General features: G+C 73.5%; 18 protein-coding genes. 3 read left to right on the top strand and 15 right to left on the bottom strand.

The window, feature by feature from the left end:
- The first annotated feature begins 3 nt into the window (after nt 1–3).
- A complete protein-coding gene (locus NHH00_RS00805; RefSeq protein WP_253049299.1) occupies nt 4–636 on the top strand; it encodes a hypothetical protein in 633 nt (210 codons plus the stop codon).
- Nucleotides 637–646: 10 nt separating this feature from the next.
- A complete protein-coding gene (gene ligD, locus NHH00_RS00800; protein ID WP_253049297.1) occupies nt 647–1,723 on the top strand; it encodes a non-homologous end-joining DNA ligase in 1,077 nt (358 codons plus the stop codon).
- 41 nt (nt 1,724–1,764) lie between these two features.
- Here the strand turns inward: ligD and NHH00_RS00795 are convergent, their stop codons facing one another.
- The 11 genes from NHH00_RS00795 to pdxT all read right to left on the bottom strand — a co-directional run bounded on the left by NHH00_RS00795 (nt 1,765) and on the right by pdxT (nt 13,936).
- On the bottom strand, nt 1,765–2,871 hold the full coding sequence (locus NHH00_RS00795; RefSeq protein ID WP_253049295.1) for an ATP-dependent DNA ligase: 1,107 nt from the start codon (nt 2,869–2,871) through the stop codon (nt 1,765–1,767).
- A gap of 94 nt (nt 2,872–2,965) precedes the next feature.
- Nucleotides 2,966–5,311, bottom strand: coding sequence for a RelA/SpoT family protein (locus NHH00_RS00790; RefSeq protein WP_253049293.1), 2,346 nt, complete (start codon nt 5,309–5,311; stop codon nt 2,966–2,968).
- Nucleotides 5,312–5,385: 74 nt separating this feature from the next.
- Nucleotides 5,386–5,991: an adenine phosphoribosyltransferase gene (locus NHH00_RS00785; protein ID WP_253049292.1), complete on the bottom strand. Its 606-nt coding sequence runs from the start codon at nt 5,989–5,991 to the stop codon at nt 5,386–5,388.
- On the bottom strand, nt 5,988–7,103 hold the full coding sequence (gene secF / locus NHH00_RS00780) for a protein translocase subunit SecF (protein WP_253049290.1): 1,116 nt from the start codon (nt 7,101–7,103) through the stop codon (nt 5,988–5,990). Before secF ends, NHH00_RS00785 begins: the two co-directional genes overlap by 4 nt.
- Nucleotides 7,103–9,127 carry a protein translocase subunit SecD gene (gene secD / locus NHH00_RS00775; protein ID WP_253049288.1) on the bottom strand — a complete coding sequence of 675 codons (2,025 nt, stop codon included), beginning with the start codon at nt 9,125–9,127 and terminating at the stop codon, nt 7,103–7,105. Before secD ends, secF begins: the two co-directional genes overlap by 1 nt.
- Nucleotides 9,128–9,205: 78 nt before the next feature.
- A complete protein-coding gene (gene yajC, locus NHH00_RS00770; protein WP_253049286.1) occupies nt 9,206–9,655 on the bottom strand; it encodes a preprotein translocase subunit YajC in 450 nt (149 codons plus the stop codon).
- Nucleotides 9,656–9,864: 209 nt separating this feature from the next.
- On the bottom strand, nt 9,865–10,917 hold the full coding sequence (gene ruvB, locus NHH00_RS00765) for a Holliday junction branch migration DNA helicase RuvB (protein ID WP_374614225.1): 1,053 nt from the start codon (nt 10,915–10,917) through the stop codon (nt 9,865–9,867).
- Nucleotides 10,918–10,943: 26 nt separating this feature from the next.
- The gene (gene ruvA / locus NHH00_RS00760; protein ID WP_253049282.1) at nt 10,944–11,582 is read right to left on the bottom strand and encodes a Holliday junction branch migration protein RuvA; all 639 of its coding nucleotides are present in this window, start codon (nt 11,580–11,582) and stop codon (nt 10,944–10,946) included.
- Between the two features lie 155 nt (nt 11,583–11,737).
- On the bottom strand, nt 11,738–12,307 hold the full coding sequence (ruvC, locus tag NHH00_RS00755; protein ID WP_253049280.1) for a crossover junction endodeoxyribonuclease RuvC: 570 nt from the start codon (nt 12,305–12,307) through the stop codon (nt 11,738–11,740).
- Between the two features lie 210 nt (nt 12,308–12,517).
- Nucleotides 12,518–13,279 carry a YebC/PmpR family DNA-binding transcriptional regulator gene (locus tag NHH00_RS00750; RefSeq protein WP_253049278.1) on the bottom strand — a complete coding sequence of 254 codons (762 nt, stop codon included), beginning with the start codon at nt 13,277–13,279 and terminating at the stop codon, nt 12,518–12,520.
- Nucleotides 13,280–13,285: 6 nt separating this feature from the next.
- Nucleotides 13,286–13,936 carry a pyridoxal 5'-phosphate synthase glutaminase subunit PdxT gene (gene pdxT, locus NHH00_RS00745; RefSeq protein WP_253049276.1) on the bottom strand — a complete coding sequence of 217 codons (651 nt, stop codon included), beginning with the start codon at nt 13,934–13,936 and terminating at the stop codon, nt 13,286–13,288.
- Between the two features lie 201 nt (nt 13,937–14,137).
- On the opposite strand from pdxT, the gene NHH00_RS00740 reads away from it, so the two are divergent.
- Entirely contained in the window at nt 14,138–14,689 is a 552-nt protein-coding gene (locus NHH00_RS00740; protein WP_253049275.1) for a hypothetical protein, read from the top strand.
- Nucleotides 14,690–14,741: 52 nt separating this feature from the next.
- On the opposite strand, the gene NHH00_RS00735 is transcribed toward NHH00_RS00740, so the two are convergent.
- The 4 genes from NHH00_RS00735 to NHH00_RS00720 all read right to left on the bottom strand — a co-directional run bounded on the left by NHH00_RS00735 (nt 14,742) and on the right by NHH00_RS00720 (nt 18,340).
- Nucleotides 14,742–15,305, bottom strand: a complete 564-nt coding sequence (locus tag NHH00_RS00735) for an NUDIX hydrolase (protein WP_253049274.1) — start codon at nt 15,303–15,305, stop codon at nt 14,742–14,744.
- Nucleotides 15,306–15,367: 62 nt separating this feature from the next.
- Nucleotides 15,368–16,309: a pyridoxal 5'-phosphate synthase lyase subunit PdxS gene (pdxS, locus tag NHH00_RS00730; RefSeq protein ID WP_308202263.1), complete on the bottom strand. Its 942-nt coding sequence runs from the start codon at nt 16,307–16,309 to the stop codon at nt 15,368–15,370.
- 178 nt (nt 16,310–16,487) lie between these two features.
- Complete coding sequence (locus tag NHH00_RS00725) at nt 16,488–17,138, bottom strand: hypothetical protein (protein ID WP_253049272.1); 651 nt, start codon at nt 17,136–17,138, stop codon at nt 16,488–16,490.
- Nucleotides 17,135–18,340, bottom strand: coding sequence for a glycosyltransferase family 4 protein (locus NHH00_RS00720; RefSeq protein WP_253050686.1), 1,206 nt, complete (start codon nt 18,338–18,340; stop codon nt 17,135–17,137). The genes NHH00_RS00725 and NHH00_RS00720 overlap by 4 nt, the downstream gene beginning before the upstream one ends.
- Nucleotide 18,341 lies beyond the last annotated feature (1 nt).

Below are 18,341 nucleotides of genomic sequence, written 5' to 3'. Positions count from 1 at the left end.
CGCATGCTTCCCGCCCCTCGCACCGCCGCACCCGCTGCCGGAGCCGCCGCGACCCTGGCGCGCCTCCTCGCGCCCCGCAGCACCGACGTGGGGCTCCTGGTCGTGCCCGCCGACGTCGGTGGGCACGCGGCCTTCCAGGACCTCGTACGGTCCGGTGCGCTCCGACTCCTCTGGGGCGACGTCGCCGCGCCCGCGCTCGTGCCGGACACGCCGACCCTCCGCGCGCTCGCCGTCCGTGACCTCGTCCCGCCGGGGACCGTCCTCGCCGGGAGCGCCGCGGCCTGGGTGCTGTGCGGGTCGACCGCGCCGCGCGTGCTCGACGTCGTGTACCCGCCCGGTCGGCACCGTCCCGCGCCGCTCACGGGTCGGGCCCCGCGCCAGTCCCACGTGCTGCGCGACGACCGCACCCTGGTCGCGGGGGTGCTGGTGACGTCGGTCGTGCGGACCGCCCTGGACGTCGCCACGCGCTGCGAGCCCGCCGAGGCGCTCACGACCCTCCGCCGGCTGCGCGACGTGTGCGGGCTGGAGCCGCGGGTCGCGACCCGGTCGCTCGAGCTGCGCCACCGGTGGGCCGGACGGCCGCAGGCACGGCGCACCCTCGCGCTCCTGCTCGCCGGGGAGGACGACCCGGTCTAGGTTGGTCGGCATGGCCGCAGCCACGACCCCTCCCGTCGAGCTCGACGTCCGCGGCCGGACCGTGCGCGTCACGAGCCCGGACCGCGTCGTCTTCCCTGCCCGCGGGGTGACCAAGCTCGACGTCGTGCAGTACTTCCTCAGCGTCGGGGACGGGATCCTCGGCGCCCTGGTCGACCGTCCGACGACGCTCGAACGCTGGCCCAAGGGCGTGTTCGAGGGTGCGCGGATGAGCACGCGCACCGACAACACCGGCGACGCGTTCTACCAGAAGCGCGTCCCCAAGGGCGCGCCGGACTACGTGCGCACCGCCCGCATCGCCTTCCCGAGCGGGCGGACCGCCGACGAGGTGTGCCCGACCGAGCTGGCCGTCGTCGCCTGGGCCGCGAACCTGGGGACCCTGACCTTCCACCCGTGGCCCGTGCGGGGCGAGGACGTCGAGGCCGTGGACCAGCTCCGCATCGACCTCGACCCCCAGCCCGGGACCGACTTCGACGACGCCGTGCGCGTCGCGCCGCACCTGCGCGAGCTGCTCGACGAGCTGGGCCTGCCCGGCTACCCGAAGACGTCCGGCGGCCGCGGCATCCACGTCTTCGTGCCGATCGCGCCCGAGTGGGACTTCGTCGCCGCGCGGCGCGCGACGATCGCGATCGGGCGCGAGCTCGAGCGTCGCCTCCCCGACCAGGTCACCACCAAGTGGTGGAAGGAGGAGCGCGGCGCCAAGATCTTCGTCGACTACAACCAGATGGCGCGCGACCGCACCATCGCCTCGGCGTACTCGATCCGCTCCAACCAGCGCGCGACCGTCTCGGCGCCGCTGCGCTGGGAGGAGCTCGGCGACGTCCACCCGGACGACTTCGACGTGCTGTCGATGCCCGCGCGCTTCGCCGAGGTCGGCGACCTCTTCGCGCCGCTGCGCGCCGACCGGGACGACGCGGGGGCGTCGCTCGAGGCAGCGCTCGAATTGTCCCGGAGGGACGAGGCCGAGCACGGGCTCGGCGATCTCCCCTATCCCCCGGAGTACCCGAAGATGCCGGGCGAGCCCAAGCGCGTCCAACCGAGCAAGGATCGCGACCGGCCCCGCGCCTAGCCCCGAGCGTCCCGACGCCCGGCCGCGGCACGACCCACCCGTCAGACGACGCCGGGAGCGCCTGGCAGGATGTCGGTGAGGTCGTAGCTGACCGGCTCCTCGAGCTGGTCGTACGTGCACGACGACGGGTCGCGGTCGTCGCGCCAGCGCCGGAACTGGGCCGTGTGCCGGAACCGTGTGCCCTCCATGTGGTCGTACGCGACCTCGAGGACGCGCTCGACGCGCAGCGGCGTGAACGACAGGTCCTTGCCGGAGCTCCACCGCGACACCGCGCCGGGCATCCGCTCGCCCGCGGGGTTCTCCCAGCCGGACCAGGGGTGCGCGTCGGCTTCCGGCGTGCCCGGCTCGACGACGAGCGGCGCGAGCTCGGCGACGAGCGCCGCCCGGCGCGCCGCCGGGAACGACGCGGCGACGCCCACGAACTGGAGCTGGCCGGCGTCGTCGTACAGGCCGAGCAGCAGCGACCCGAGCAGCGGCTTCGCGGGCGTCGACGTCTTGTGCAGCCGGTACCCGGCGAGCACGACGTCCGCCTCGCGCCCGTGCTTGATCTTGAGCATCGCGCGCTTGTTCGGCTGGTACGTCCCGTCGAGCGGCTTGGCGACCACGCCGTCCAGGCCCGCCCCCTCGAACGTGTCGAACCAGTCGCGCGCCACCGCGACGTCGCGGGTCCGCGGGGTGGCGTGCACGTCCGGGCCGTCGAGGCCGAGGGAGTCCAGCACCTCGTGGCGGCGCGCGAGCGGCTGACCCGTCAGGTCGTCGTCGCCGAGGGCCAGCACGTCGAAGACGACGAGCGCGGCCGGCGTCTGTTCGGCGAGGAGGCGCACGCGGGACGCCGCCGGGTGGATGCGCTGCTGCAGCACCTCGAACTCGAGGCGACCGCCGCGCGCGACGACGATCTCGCCGTCGACCACGCAGCGCGCCGGGAGCGCCGCACGCACCGCCTCGACGACCTCCGGGAAGTAGCGCTCCATCGGTCGCGCGTTGCGGCTGTCGAGCCGTACCTCGTCGCCGTCGCGGTACACGATCGCGCGGAACCCGTCCCACTTCGGCTCGTACACGTACCCGCCCTCGACCGCGTCGGGCTCGGGCACCGCCGGCACGGACTTCGCGAGCATGGGCAGCACGGGAGGCATCACGGGCAGGTCCATGTGCCGATGCTGCCACCGGGCGCGCGGCGCGGCACGACGACGCGGCCGGGGCGCCGCTCCGGGATGCCGCGCTGCACGGGCGGGCGGCTCCGGGTCAGGCCGGGAGCTGAGTCGCCTCGGCGGCCTTCGTCCCGGTGATGCGGTAGACGTCGAACACGCCGTCGACCTTGCGGACCGCGCTGAGCACCTGCGCGAGGTGCGCCGGCTCGGCCATCTCGAAGACGAAGCGCGACATCGCGACGCGGTCGTTCGAGGTCGACACGGTGGCCGAGAGGATGTTCACGTGGTTGTCGGACAGGACGCGCGTGACGTCGGAGAGCAGGCGCGCCCGGTCGAGCGCCTCGACCTGGATCTGGACCAGGAACATCGCGTTGCTGCCGGTGGTCCACGAGACGTCCACGATGCGCTCCGGCTGGTTGCGCAGCCCGACGACGTTCCCGCAGTCCGCGCGGTGCACGCTCACGCCCTGGCCGCGCGTGATGAACCCGATGATCTCGTCGCCCGGGACGGGGGTGCAGCACTTGGCGAGCTTGACCCAGATGTCGTCGACGCCCTTGACCATGACTCCCGGGTCGCCGGTCCGCACGCGGCGCGCGGTGTGCCCGGGGCGCGCGGTCTCCGCGACGTCCTCGACCGTGCCCTCCTCGCCGCCCATCGCCTGGACCAGCTTGGAGACGACGTTCGCCGCCGACACCTGCCCCTCGCCGATCGCGGCGTACAGCGCCGTGACGTCGGCGAAGCGGAGCTCGTTGGCGAGCGCGACGAGCGACTCGTGCGACAGCAGGCGCTGGATCGGCAGGTTCTGCTTGCGCATCGCCTTGGCGATCGCGTCCTTGCCGTGCTCGACGGCCTCCTCACGGCGCTCCTTGGAGAACCACTGGCGGATCTTGTTGCGCGCGCGGGGGCTCTTGACGAACGCGAGCCAGTCCCGGCTCGGGCCCGCGTTCTCCGACTTCGAGGTGAGGACGTCGACCGAGTCGCCGTTCTCGAGCGTCGAGTCGAGCGGCACGAGGCGCCCGTTGACGCGCGCGCCCATGGTCCGGTGCCCGACCTCGGTGTGCACCGCGTACGCGAAGTCGACCGGGGTCGAGCCGGCGGGCAGCGCCATGACGTCGCCCTTGGGCGTGAAGACGTAGACCTCGGCGCCGCCGATCTCGAACCGCAGCGAGTCGAGGAACTCCGCGGGGTCCGCCGTCTCGCGCTGCCAGTCGACGAGCTGGCGCAGCCACCGCATGTCGTTCGCCGCGGTGTCGTCCTTCGCGGTCTTCCCGCCCGACTTGGCGGTCTCCTTGTACTTCCAGTGCGCCGCGACGCCGTACTCCGCGCGCCGGTGCATCTCGTGCGTGCGGATCTGGATCTCGACCGGCTTGCCGCCGGGGCCGATGACCGTCGTGTGCAGCGACTGGTACATGTTGAACTTCGGCATCGCGATGTAGTCCTTGAACCGCCCCGGCACGGGGTTCCACCGCGCGTGCAGCGCGCCGAGCGCCGCGTAGCAGTCCCGGACGCTGTCCACGAGGACGCGCGCACCGACGAGGTCGTAGATCTCCGCGAAGTCGTGCCCGCGCACGATCATCTTCTGGTAGATCGAGTAGTAGTGCTTGGGCCGGCCGGTGACGGTCGCCTTGATCTTCGCGCTGCGCAGGTCCGCCGTGACCTGCTCCCGCACGACGGCCAGGTACTCCTCGCGCGCCGGGGCCCGCTCCGCCACGAGGTGCACGATCTCGTCGTAGACCTTCGGGTACAGGGCCTGGAAGGACAGGTCCTCGAGCTCCCACTTGATCGTGTTCATACCGAGGCGGTGCGCCAGCGGCGCGTAGATCTCGAGCGTCTCGCGCGCCTTGCGGCCCGCCGACGACGACGAGACGTACTTCCAGGTGCGCGCGTTGTGCAGACGGTCGGCGAGCTTGATGACGAGCACGCGGATGTCGCGCGCCATGGCGACGACCATCTTGCGCACCGTCTCGGCCTGCGCGGCGTCCCCGTACGTCACCTTGTCGAGCTTGGTCACGCCGTCGACGAGCATGGCGATCTCCTCGCCGTACTCCTCGGTGAGCTGCGCGAGGGAGTAGTCGGTGTCCTCCACCGTGTCGTGCAGCAGCGCGGCGGCGAGCGTCGACCCGTCGAAGCCGAGCTCGGCCAGGATCGTCGCGACGGCGACCGGGTGCGTGATGTACGGGTCGCCGCTCTTGCGCAGCTGCCCCCGGTGCGCGCGCTCCGCGGTCTCGTAGGCGCGCTCGATGACCGTGAGGTCGGTCCGGGGGTGGTTGGTGCGGACGGCCTGGAGCACGGGCTCGAGCGCGGGGCTGCCCGCGTTCGGTCGGGCACCGAAGCGGACGAGGCGCGACCGCACCCCGCGACCGCCGGAACCGCCCGCGCCGGGAGCGGGCTGCGCGCCCGCCTTCTCCGGGGCGCGCGACGTCCGGGTGTTCTCGCTCATGCGCGCCTCCTTCCGCAGGCCGGCGATCGCCGACACCGTGTCGGCGACCAGCCGAGACGACCGGAGTGGCAATCCTACGACTCGACGTGGACCAGCGTGGTCACGTCGCGGCCCGCGAGCCGCTCCCGACCACCCAGTCCCTCGAGCTCCAGGAGGAACGCGAGGCCGACGACGACGCCTCCCCCGCGCTCGACGAGCTCGGCGCCCGCGGCCGCCGTGCCCCCGGTCGCGAGCACGTCGTCCACCACCAGAACACGCGCACCGGGCGGCAGTGTTCCCGACCGGAGCTCGATCGTCGCGGTGCCGTACTCGAGGTCGTAGGTCACGGCGTCCGTCGGCGGCGGCAGCTTGCCGGCCTTGCGCAGCGGCACGAAGCCGACGCCCAGGTGCGTCGCGAGCGGGGCTCCGATCAGGAAGCCCCGCGCCTCCATGCCCGCGACGAGGTCGATGCCGCCCGCCGCGCGGGCCACGTCCCCGAGCGCCTCGACGACGTGCCCGAAGGCGGCGCCGTCGGCGAGGAGCCCGGTGATGTCGCGGAACGTGATGCCGGGCCCGGGGTAGTCGGGCACGGCGCGGACGAGCTCGAGCACGCGGGAGGCCCGCTGTGCGCCGAGACCGGCGAGGCCGACGGCCCGCAGGCCGTCCACCTCGCCGGTCGGCGTGTGGTGCAGGTCCGTCATCGGGGACGACGGCGACGCGGCTGCGCCTTGTTGCCCAGGTGCTCGCCCGGCTGGAGCTGACGGTGACCCGCCACGCCCGCCGCGGCGAGCACGGCGTCGTCGTCCGACTCCTCGCCCGCGTCCGCGAGCCGCTCGGCGCGCAGCGCCTCGACCTTGCGCGTGTGCGCGGCAATCGCCGGCTCCCGCGTGCGGAGCCAGACCTCGAGCGGCGTCGCGAGGAAGATCGACGACGCGGTGCCCACGGCGATGCCGACGAAGAGCGAGAGCGAGATGTCCCGCAGCGTCCCCGCACCGAGGGCGAAGGCACCGATGAAGAGGATGCCCGCGACCGGGAGCAGCGCGACCACACCGGTGTTGATCGACCGGACGAGCGTCTGGTTCACACCGAGGTTGGCCCGCTCGGCGTAGGTGCTGCGGGTCTGGTCGAGGATGCCCGCCGTGTTCTCGCGGACCTTGTCGAAGACCACGACCTTGTCGTACAGCGAGTAGCCCAGGATCGTGAGGAACCCGATGATCGTCGACGGCGTGACCTCCCACCCCACCGCGGCGTAGACGCCCGCCGAGATGAGCAGGTCGGCGAGCAGCGCGATGATCGCGGCGAGCGACATGCGCCAGGCGCGGAAGTAGATCGCCATGAAGACCGCGACCAGGCCGATGAACACGACGACGCCCCACAGCGCGCGCGACGACACGTCGGCGCCCCAGGTCGGGCCGACGAACGCGCTCGCGACCTCGTTCACGTCGACGCCGTAGGCGTCCGCCAGCGCCTGGCGCACCGCGTTGACCTGGTCCTCGTCGGCGAGCTCGGCGGTCTGGACGCGCAGCGCGCTCTCGCCGACGCTCGACACGCGCGGCTCGGCGTCGGGCGCGACCGAGTGCACGGCGTCGACGGCCGGCTCCTGCGACTTGTCCGTGATGCTCGTGACCGTGAACTCCGAGCCGCCGCGGAAGTCGAGACCCAGGTTGAGCCCCTGGACGGCGATCACGATGACGGACAGCAGGCTGAGGACGCCCACGACGATGAACCAGCGCTTGCGCTGCTGGACGATCGGGTAGGACTTGCGCCCCGTGTAGAGGTCGTTGCCCCACTGCGCGAAGCTACGGGCGGCCATCAGCGGTTCTCCTCGTTCTCACCGTCGATGGCGGACGGCGCGGCGTCCGCCGGCCCGTCCGTTCCACCGGGTGCCGGTTCCTGGGCGGCCGCGCGACGCTCGGCCGCGCGCCGCTCGGCGATCGTCAGTCGTCGTCCGTCCTCGGTGCGCGCCGGCGTCCGCGGGGCGGAGCCGGCGAGGACGAGCTCGTCCTCGCCCTTCGCACCGGTGGGCTCCTGCGCGGCCGTGGGGGTGCGACGGTCGGCGGGCTGACCCGGCCCGACCACCTTCCCCGCGCCCACGTAGCGCGGTCCGCGGGTCTGGAGCCGGTCCGGCGAGAGGCCCGACCACTTGTGCCCGTCCCGGAAGAACGGGACGCGCGCGACGAGCTCCATCACCGGGTGCGTGAACCAGAAGACGACGGCGACGTCGATGATCGTCGTGAGACCGAGCGTGACGGCGAAGCCCTGGACGCCACCCACCGCGAGGAAGTAGAGCACGATCGCGGAGATGAGGTTGACGGCCTTCGCGGCGAGGATCGTGCGGCGGGCACGCCCCCAGCCCTTGGAGACCGCCTGCTGGAGCGTGCGCCCGTCGCGCAGCTCGTCGCGGATGCGTTCGAAGTACACGATGAACGAGTCCGCGGTGAAGCCGATCGCGACGATGAGGCCCGCGACGCCCGCCAGGGAGAGCCGGTAGCCGATCCCCCATGACATGAGCGCGATGGTCAGGTAGGTGACCACGCCCGCCACGATGAGCGACGCGATGGTGAGGAACCCGAGCATCCGGTACTGGAAGAGCGAGTAGATGAACACCAGCAGCAGACCGATGACTCCGGCGATGAGGCCCTTCTGGAGCTGCTCGCTGCCGAGCGTCGCCGAGATCTGCTCCTGGCTCTGCACCTCGAACGTCAGCGGGAGGGCGCCGAAGTTGAGCTGGTTGGCGAGCGTCGCGGCCGAGTCGCGCGTGAAGCTGCCGGAGATCTCCGCCTTGCCGTCGGGGATGACGGCCTGGGAGACCGGGGCGGAGATGACGAGCCCGTCGAGGACCATCGCGAACTGGTTCTGCGGGGCCGGCAGCGACGTGAGGCGCGTGGTGACCTCGCGGAACTCCTTGGTGCCCTCGGAGTCGAACTCGAGGTTGACGACCCACTCGTTCGTGACGACGCCGTTCTGCCCGACGCGCAGGCCGGAGTTCGCGTTCGAGATGTCGGTGCCCTCGATCTCGACCGGGCCGAGGATGTACTTGGCCGAGCCGTCGTCGGCGCACGAGACGAACGCGGAGTCGGTCGGGCCGCTGTCGCCGCCGACCTGGTTCTCCGGCAGGGTGCAGTCGAGCGCGTCGAACTCCGCCTGCAGCTCCGGCGTGATCTGCGCCAGGTCGCTGGGGTTCTCCGGGCGGGTCGCCTCCGTGTCGGTCCCGGTCGTCGCGTCGTCGGCGGGGGCGTCCGTCGCCTCGTCCGCCGCGGGATCGGTGGCCTCGTCAGCAGCCGGGTCCGTGGCCTCGTCCGCCGCGGGGTCCGTCGCCTCGTCGGTCGCGGGGTCCGCGGACTCGGTCGCGGGATCCGCGCTCTCCTCCGTCGCCGCCTCGTCGCCCGTCGCGTCCTCGGCGGGCGTCGCGGTCGGCATGCCGACCGCGAGGACCGGCCGGAACCGCATCTGCGCCGAGGCGCTGACGAGGTCGATCGTCTCCTGGGACGGCTGGCCCGGGATGCCGACGACGATCTTGTCGCGCCCCTGGCTCGTGATCTCCGTCTCGGAGACGCCCTGCGCGTCGATGCGCTGGCGGATGACGTTGATCGCCTGGTTGATCGTCTCGGGGGTGACTGCGGACGCGTCCTCCGTCACGGGCTGCAGGACGATCTGCGTCCCGCCCTCGAGGTCGAGCGCGAGCGCAGGGGCGAAGGAGGCGCCTCCCGGGTTGTCCGCCGAGCGGCCGTCCGTCTTGGTCCCTGCGAAGAGCACGCCGAATAGGACGACGCTCAGGAGCAGGAACAGGACGATCGTCCGGACGGGCCGGGAACGGCGCGTGCTGGAGTTGGCCAACTGTCTGTCTCTTCTCGTGCGGTCGGCCGGGAGGCCGACCAGGTCAGGCGCCGGTCGCTCGGGGCGACCGGCGCACGGTCACTTGCTCTCGGTGCCTTCGTCGCGACGGTCACGGTCCTTGTCCGTGGGCCCGCCGGTCAGGCCGGACAGGTCGTCGGGGACGACGAGGTCGTCGACGTCCTCCTTGGACCCGGACGGCGCGCTGCCGTAGAGCGCGTCGCCGTCGGTCGCCTCGTCGGACGCCGACTCCTCCTCCTCGGGCTCGACCGGCGGGTCGACGAGCTTCGCGATGGCGGCCCGGAGCCACCGGGACTGGTTGCCCGGCGTCGACTCGATCGTGATGACGTCGGCGTCCTCGTCGACGTCGACGATCGTGCCGAACATGCCGGAACCCGTCATCACCTCCTGCCCGGGGGCGAGGTTCGCCCGGAAGTTCTGGGCCTCGCGCTGCTGCTTGCGGGTGCGGCTGGTCATGAGGAACATCGCGCCCGCCGCGAGGGCGAGGATGAGGATGAAGCTGATATCCATGACGGAGTCTCGTGTCCTGTTCTGTGCGGGATCTGCGCGCAGTCTAGGCGTGCGCGCACGGTTCACCAACGAGCCGTCCCGCCGGGGAGTTCCGCCCGCTCGGGCCCCACCCATTCTAGGACCACGTTCGGCGCACCTGTGACCGTCGTCACGGGACGCGCGCCGGACGCGCGGACGGGCTCGCCTCCGGGCTCCCGACGGGACCGCCGTCAGGCGTCGAACAGGGTGCCGCCCTCGCGCGGCGGCGTGAGCCCCAGGTGCGCCCAGGCGGCGGGCGTCGCGACCCGGCCCCGGGGAGTCCGTCCGATCAGACCTTCGCGCACCAGGTACGGCTCGGCGACCGTCTCGACCGTCTCCGCCTCCTCGCCGACCGTCACGGCGAGCGTCGTCAGCCCGACCGGGCCGCCGTTGAAGCGCGTGCACAGGGCCGTCAGGACCGCCCGGTCGAGGCGGTCCAGGCCGATGGGGTCCACCTCGTAGACCTCGAGCGCTGCGCGCGCGGCCGCGAGGTCCATGCTCCCGTCGCCGCGGACCTGCGCCCAGTCGCGCACGCGCCGCAGCAGGCGGTTGGCGATGCGGGGCGTGCCCCGCGAGCGACCGGCGATCTCGCGCGCGGCGTCCGGGTCGAGCACGACGCCGAGCAGCCCGGCGGACCGGGAGAGCACGCGCTCGAGCTCCTCGCTCGAGTAGAAGTCGAGGTGCCCGGTGAACCCGAACCGGTCGCGCAGCGGCGCGGGCAGCAGGCCCGCGCGCGTCGTGGCGCCGACGGCGGTGAAGGGCGGCAGCGAGAGCGGGATCGCGCTCGCGCCCGCGCCCTTGCCCACGACGACGTCGACCCGGAAGTCCTCCATCGCCATGTAGAGGAGCTCCTCTGCGGGGCGCGCGAGGCGGTGGATCTCGTCGATGAAGAGCACCTCGCCCTCCTCGAGCGAGGACAGGACGGCCGCGAGGTCCCCGGCGTGCTGGATCGCCGGCCCGGACGTGACGCGCAGCGACGTCCCGAGCTCCGCCGCGATGATCATGGCGAGCGTCGTCTTCCCGAGCCCGGGTGGCCCGGACAGCAGCACGTGGTCCGGCGAGCTCCCGCGGGCGAGCGCGGCCTGGAGCACGAGCGAGAGCTGGTCGCGCACGACGGCCTGCCCGACGAACTCCTCGAGCCTGCGGGGGCGCAGCGCCGCCTCGGCGGCGCGCTCGAGGTCGTCCGCTCCCGCCGCGACGATCCGCTCGGACGAGAACGTGCCGTCCCCGCCGAAGCCGTCCACGCCCACCTGGTCGAAGTTCGCCACGGTCAGCCCCTCGGTCCGCCGAGGACGCGCAGCGCGGCACGCAGCGCGCCGGCCACGTCGGGCGCCTCGACGACGTCGACACCGGCCTCGGCGAGGACGGTGGAGACGGCGTCGTCCGCGGCCTTGAGGTTCCAGCCGAGCCCGACGAGCGCCTCGACCACCTGGTCCCGACGGTCGTCGACCGGGCGCGGGCCGGTCCCGGTGGCCGGCGCGCCCGCCTCGGGGGCGTCGGCCCCGGTGGGCGGCCCGAGCTTGTCGCCCAGCTCGAGCGCGATCCGCTGCGCGCCCTTGGTGCCGATGCCGGGGACACGCACCAGGGCGGCGATGTCGCCACCTCCCACGGCGCGTCGCAGGGCGTCGGGCGTGTGCACCGCGAGCATCGCGAGCGCGAGCCGCGGCCCGACGCCGCTGACGGTCTGGACGGTCTCGAAGACGGTCCGCTCGTCGTCGTCGGCGAACCCGTAGAGGGTGAAGGAGTCCTCGCGGACCACGAGGCTCGTCGCGAGCCGAGCGTCCTCGCCCACGCGCAGGCCCGCGAGGGTCGCCGGCGTGGCGTGCACGAGGTAGCCCACTCCCCCGACCTCGAGCACGGCGCGGTCGAGCTGGACGCTCGCCACGACTCCGCTCAGCGACGCGATCACCCAGGCTCCTCTCCCGGTCGGCTCCGCCGACCTGGTCCGATGGTCCGCCGGCGCGACGACCGCGGACGGCGCCGAGAAGGTGTGTCGAACACCCGTACGACCGCGGTCACTCTAGCAAGGTGCGCCCACGCCCGGGCCGACCGACACGGGCGCCGTCAGCGCGGTGCCCGCCGGGCCTTCGCCGCGTGCTCGGCCGCGGCCCAGGCGCGCTGCGCCGGCGTCAGCTCGTGCCGCTCGCCGCCCTGGAGCGCGCCCGAGGGTCGCCACAGGTGGCAGATCGCGAGCGCGAGCGCGTCGGCGGCGTCCGCGGGCCTCGGCGGCTCCGCGAGCCCCAGGATGCTCGCGACCATGCGCTGGACCTGCTCCTTGCCCGCGCGCCCGCTCCCCGTGACCGCGGCCTTGACCTCGGACGGCGTGTGCAGCGCCACAGGGACGCCGCGCTTGGCCGCGCCGACCATCGCGAGACCCGCGGCCTGGGCCGTGCCCATCACGGTCCCGACGTTGTGCTGGGCGAACACGCGCTCGACCGCGACGACGTCCGGAACGTGCTCCTCGAACCACGCGTCGAGCCGCTCCGCGATCCGCAGCAGCCGCAGGTCCACGCTGAGGTCCGGGTCCGTCCGGATCACGCCGACGGCCACGAGCTCGGCCCGCCGCCCCCGCGCGGAGTCCACCACCCCGACGCCGCACCGGGTCAGCCCAGGATCCACACCGAGAACGCGCACCCCGCTAGCCTCCCACGAGCCGACGACGGAACCTCGCCGCCTCGCGGGCACGCACCGAGGTGAGCCGACACCGGCGGGGTGGGTGGGACGCGCGCGGTCGTGGCGGGCCTGGCGGGAGCCGCGAGGGACGAGCGGCGGATGGTAGACCGCGCGCGTCCCACCCACCCCGCACCCAGGGCGACCAGACCTCACCTCGGGCGAACCCAGCGGTCAGTCGTCGTTCTCGAGCTCCGCCATGACCTCGTCCGACGCGTCGAAGTTCGCGTAGACGTTCTGCACGTCGTCGCTGTCCTCGAGCGCGTCGATGAGGCGCAGGATCTTGCGCGCGCCGTCGGCGTCGACCTCGACCTCCATGGACGGGTGCCAGATCGAGTCGGCGGAGTCGTACTCGAGCCCCGCCTCCTGGATCGCCGTGCGCACGGCGACGAGGTCGCTCGCCTCGCACAGGACCTCGATGACCTCGCCGGAGTCGGTGACCTCCTCGGCGCCCGCCTCGAGCGCGGCGAGCATGACGTCGTCCTCGGTCACGCCGTCCGACTTCGGCACGACGACGAGGCCCTTGCGCGAGAAGAGGTACGACACCGAGCCGGGGTCGGCGAGGTTCCCGCCGTTGCGGCTGAAGGCGAGGCGCACCTCGGAGGCCGCACGGTTCTTGTTGTCCGTGAGGCACTCCACCAGCACGGCGATGCCGTTGGGGCCGTAGCCCTCGTACATGATCGTCTGGTAGTCGACGGCGTCGGCGCCCGTGCCGGAGCCGCGCTTGACGGCGCGGTCGATGTTGTCGTTGGGGACCGACGACTTCTTCGCCTTCTGGATGGCGTCGAACAGCGTCGGGTTGCCCGCGGGGTCACCGCCGCCGGTGCGCGCCGCGACCTCGATGTTCTTGATGAGCTTCGCGAAGAGCTTGCCGCGCTTGGCGTCGATGGCCGCCTTCTTGTGCTTGGTCGTGGCCCACTTGGAGTGCCCTGACATGCGTTCCTACCCCTTCGCGATTCTGACGAACAGCTCGTGCACGCGCGCGTCCCCGGAGATCTCCGGGTGGAACGAGGTGGCGAGCAGCGATCCCTGCTGGACTGCGACGATCCTACCGGCGGCGGCCGCGGGGATGCCGGGCGCCTCGTGGTCGGGGATGCGCGCGAGCACGTCGACGCCCGGGCCGACCTCCTCGACCCACGGCGCGCGGATGAACACCGCGTGCACGGTGCCCGCCCCCTCGGCCCCGGCGCGACCGCCGTCCTGGGGGGCGATGCCGGCGAACGCGAGGTCCGTCTCGAACGAGTCGACCTGCCGGCCGAACGCGTTGCGCCGGACCGTCACGTCGAGCCCGCCGATGGTCCGCTGGTCGGCCGTGCCGCCGAGGATGCGGTCCGCGAGCAGGATCATGCCGGCGCACGAGCCGTAGACCGGCAGGCCCTCGGCGATGCGTGCGCGCAGCGGCTCGTCGAGCTCGAAGATCCGCAGGAGCTTCTCGATGGTGGTCGACTCGCCCCCGGGGAGCACGAGCCCGTCGACCGCGGCGAGCTCCTCGGGGCGCCGCACGCCGACCGTGCGCGCGCCGGCGGCCTCGAGCGCGGCGCGGTGCTCGCGCACGTCGCCCTGCAGCGCCAGGACTCCGATCGTGATCGTCACGAACGGGAATGATACGTCCGTCGCCGCCCGCACCCCGCCACGCCGGTTGCTAGCCTCGCCGTCGTGACCACTCCGCCCGGCCCCGGACCGACACCGCCGTATCCTGCCCAGCCGCCGTCCGGGTATCCCGGTCCTTCGGTCCCGTACCCCGGTCTCCCGCCCCGTCCGCCGCGGAGCACGCGCGGCGCGACGGTCCTGATCGTGGTCGGCGCGGTCCTGCTGGTGGTCGCGCTCGTCGCCGGCGTCCTGGGCGCCACGACCTTCCTGCGGGCGCTGCCGACGGGCGTCGTCGACAGCACGGGCGCCCCCGGCTCGGCCGCGCTCGCCTCCGGCGACGTCCCGGGCGAGGCGGACGTCGCGCTCTCGGGCGGTCGACCGTACAGCGTGTGGGCGGTCGTGCCGATCGGCGCCGAGGGATTCGACGCCGACGACGTCACCGTGACCTGCCCCGACGGCGACCTCGACGTGCGGCACCCCTCCGTCTCCGGGAGCTCCGGCTTCGGCTCGCACGAGGCGACGACCGTCGCCGAGGTGACCTCGCCGTCGGCCCAGACGTGCACCGTGGCCGTCGCCCAGGGCGACGCGTCCCCCGGGGCGACGTTCGTCGTCACCGAGGGCTGGCAGTTCGGCGAGTTCTTCGCGACGGTCGGCGGCACGATCCTGCTGTGGTTCGTCGCGATCGGCGGGGCGGTCCTCGGTCTGGGGCTCCTCGTCGGCGGGATCGTGTGGCGGGTCGTCGCCCGTCGTCCGTAGCACCGGGCAGGCACTCGCGCGCCGCGGCGGGACTGCCGCGTCGGCCCGGACCTCAGTCCTCGCGAGCGGTCCCGAGGTGGTGCGTGACGCCGTCCCAACCGCGCAGCAGCGGCGCGACGAGGTCGGCCAGGCCCTCGGGGAACACCTCGATCTCGACGCCGCGCAGGTCGTCGAGCGACCACCAGCGCATCTCGTCGACGACGTCGTGCTCGACGTCGGTCCACCCGTCCCGGCTCAGCTCGCCGCGGGCGGTGGTGCCGTCCGTGCGCGCGAGGTAGAGCACCTCGTCCTGGCGGCAGTGCCGGCGGTAGAAGTCGAAGATCGCGCTGCGCGTGTAGACCGGACCCACGAGCGCGTCCGGGTCGAGCCGGATCCCGGTCTCCTCGTGGACCTCGCGCAGCGCCGCGTCGCGGTCGCTCTCACCGGGGTCGACGCCCCCGCCGATGGTGAACCACCACGAGCGCTCGGGCTGGTCCACGTCGTGCCCGCGGGCCAGGAGGATCCGATCGGCGTCGTCGAGGAGCAGGACGCGGGCGCCCCGACGGAAGTAGAGCCCGTCGTCCCCGAGAACCCAGTCGGGTCCCAGGGACGACGGCGCTCCGGCGGCCTCGGCCATGCGCGCGCGTCAGCCGTCCGTCGCCGGCACGGCGACGGACGGCAGGCCCGTGGCGCGCTCCGTCACCAGCCGCGCTCGGCGAACTGGATCGACCGCGCCGGCTCGTCGACGTTGAGGCCGACCATCGCCTCGCCCAGACCGCGCGAGACCTTCGCGACGACGTCCGGGTCGTCGTAGAACGTCGTCGCCTTGACGATCGCGGCGGCACGCTGCTCCGGGTTGCCGGACTTGAAGATGCCGGAGCCGACGAAGACGCCCTCGGCGCCGAGCTGCATCATCATCGCGGCGTCCGCCGGCGTCGCGATGCCGCCCGCGGTGAACATGACGACGGGCAGCTTGCCCGTGGCGGCGACCTCCTGGACGAGGTCGTACGGCGCCTGGAGCTCCTTCGCCGCGACGAACAGCTCGTCCTCGGGGAGCGAGGCGAGGCGGCGGATCTCGGCGCGGATGGTGCGCATGTGCGTCGTCGCGTTGGAGACGTCGCCGGTGCCCGCCTCGCCCTTCGAGCGGATCATCGCCGCGCCCTCGGCGATGCGGCGCAGCGCCTCGCCGAGGTTCGTCGCCCCGCACACGAAGGGGACCGTGAACTGCCACTTGTCGATGTGGTGGGTGTAGTCGGCGGGCGTGAGCACCTCGGACTCGTCGACGTAGTCCACGCCGAGCGACTGGAGGACCTGCGCCTCGACGAAGTGGCCGATGCGGGCCTTCGCCATGACCGGGATCGAGACGGCCTCGATGATGCCGTCGATCATGTCGGGGTCGGACATGCGCGAGACCCCGCCCTGCGCACGGATGTCCGCGGGGACGCGCTCGAGGGCCATGACCGCGACCGCGCCGGCGTCCTCGGCGATCTTCGCCTGCTCGGGCGTGACGACGTCCATGATGACGCCGCCCTTGAGCATCTCGGCCATCCCGCGCTTGACCTTGGCGGTGCCGACGGCGCCGGCGCCCTCCGCGGTCGCGGCGCCCGGGGCGCTCTCGGCAGGGACGTTCTGGTCGGCCACGTTGGTCACCGGTACCTCACACCTTCAGGTCAGGGGAACGTCGCGCGCACGCGCGCGGACGCCGTCGAACAGGCTCGACGGCACATGCTCCCACGCGCTCCCATCCTATCGCCGGGGCGTCCACCCGACCGGGCCGCCGGGGCTCGCGCGGAGCGCGCTGACACCCGCCGGCACGGGGTCAGTCCGGCGTCGTGGCGGACGCGGCCGGGCGCACGAGGGCGTCGGGTGCGGCGTCGTCGAGCTCGACGGTCGCCGGCATCGGGGCGTGCCCGGCGAGGTGGAACAGGCGCACCCACCACTTGCGCCGCACCCGCTCGGCCTGCGCGACGGCCTCGTTGTGGAACCGCCGCGCGAGCTGCGCGCGGTACCAGGCCGCGGAGAGCGTGCCGAGGAGCTCGTCGCCGACGGGACCCGACCGGAGCTCGGCGACGTCGTCGGCGTCCTCGAGGGCCGAGCGCAGCGTGGCCGTGAGGTCGCTCTCGGCGAGGGCGCGGGACTCGGCCATGCCGCCGAGGAGGCGTCGGGGCCGGGGCCCCTCGCCGCCCGCCAGGCCGGGCACCTGGTCCGCGAGCCGGCGCGTGTCGTCGTCGTCGTCCAGGACGGCGTGCGCGGCCTCGGCGACGAGCATCGAGCTGGCCGGGTCGAGCTCGCCGGAGGCCGCCAGGTCGACGGCGGCCGAGGCACGCCGCACGAGCTGCGCGTCGAGCGCCAGGCGCGAGGCCATCACCTTGCGGTGGAGCCGGTCGAGCCGAGACGCGGCGACCCACAGGACCCACGCCACGAGCGCGGCGACCACGAGGACGAGGACGGTGATCTCGGACCAGGTCACGGGCGGGCCCCCTCGTCGTCGCGCGCCCGGCCCAGGAGGCGACCGCCCCGGCGCGAACGCGGGTCCTCGTGGACCGGGATGACCGCCTCGGACGCCGCGAGCACCGTCTCGTAGACGGCGAGCACCTGCGCGGTCACGGCGGACCAGTCGAAGCGCCGGACGAACTCGCTCGCCCGAGCGCGGTAGGCGTCGCGCCGCGGCGGGTCGGCGAGCACGTCGAGCACCGCGGCGGCGAGCGCGTCCGGGTCGCCCACCGCGAACAGCGCGCCCGCGGCGCCGTCGTCGAGCACGCGGCGGAACGCGCCGAGGTCGCTCGCGACGACGCACGCGCCGGCGCTCATCGCCTCGACGAGCACGATGCCGAAGCTCTCCCCGCCGGTCTGCGGCGCGATGTACAGGTCGACGGACGCGAGCATGCTCGCCTTGTCCTCGTCGCTCACGCCGCCGAGGAACTCGACGGACGCGGCGTGCACCCCCAGCGCCTCGATCGCGGCCTCACGGCCGTCGTCGCCGCGTCCGGCGACGAGGAAGCGTGCGCCCGGGACCTTCTCGAGGATCGCCGGGATCGCCGCCGCGAGCACGGGCAGGCCCTTGCGCGGCTCGTCGAGGCGTCCGAGGAACCCGATGGTGGGCGCGTCGGGCGTCCCCTGCCACGCGGGGTTCGCGGTCGCGGACGCGAACGTGTCGACGTACACCCCGTTGGGGATGACGACGGCGTCCCCGCCGAGGTGGTCGACGAGCGTACGGCGCGCGTCCTCCGAGACCGCGATGCGGGCGTCGATCTTCTCCAGGCTCTGCCGGACGAGCGGGTAGGCGACCTGGAGGGCGCGCGAGCGCACGATGGAGGTGTGGAACGTCCCGACGATCGGGCCCTGCGCGATCCACAGCGCGACCATGCTCAGCGACGGGTTCACCGGCTCGTGGATGTGGAGCACGTCGAAGCGGCCCGCCTCGAGCCAGCGGCGGACCCGGCCGGCGGTGCGCGGCCCGAACGTCACGCGCGCGACCGAGCCGTTGTACCGGACCGGGACCGCGCCTCCTGCGGGCGTCACGTACTCGGGGACCGGGGTGTCGTCGTCCGCGGGAGCGAGGACGGAGACCTCGTGCCCCTGGGCCATGAGCGCCTCGGCGAGGTCGCGGACGTGGAACTGGACCCCGCCGGGCGCGTCGAAGGAGTAGGGGCACACGATCCCCACGCGCAGG

The organism is Cellulosimicrobium cellulans, from assembly GCF_024124905.1.
In the GTDB taxonomy this organism is placed as follows: Bacteria; Actinomycetota; Actinomycetes; order Actinomycetales; family Cellulomonadaceae; genus Cellulosimicrobium; species Cellulosimicrobium cellulans_G.
Note: the sequence above shows the minus strand (reverse complement) of the source record. Positions and strands in the feature narration are given on the sequence as shown.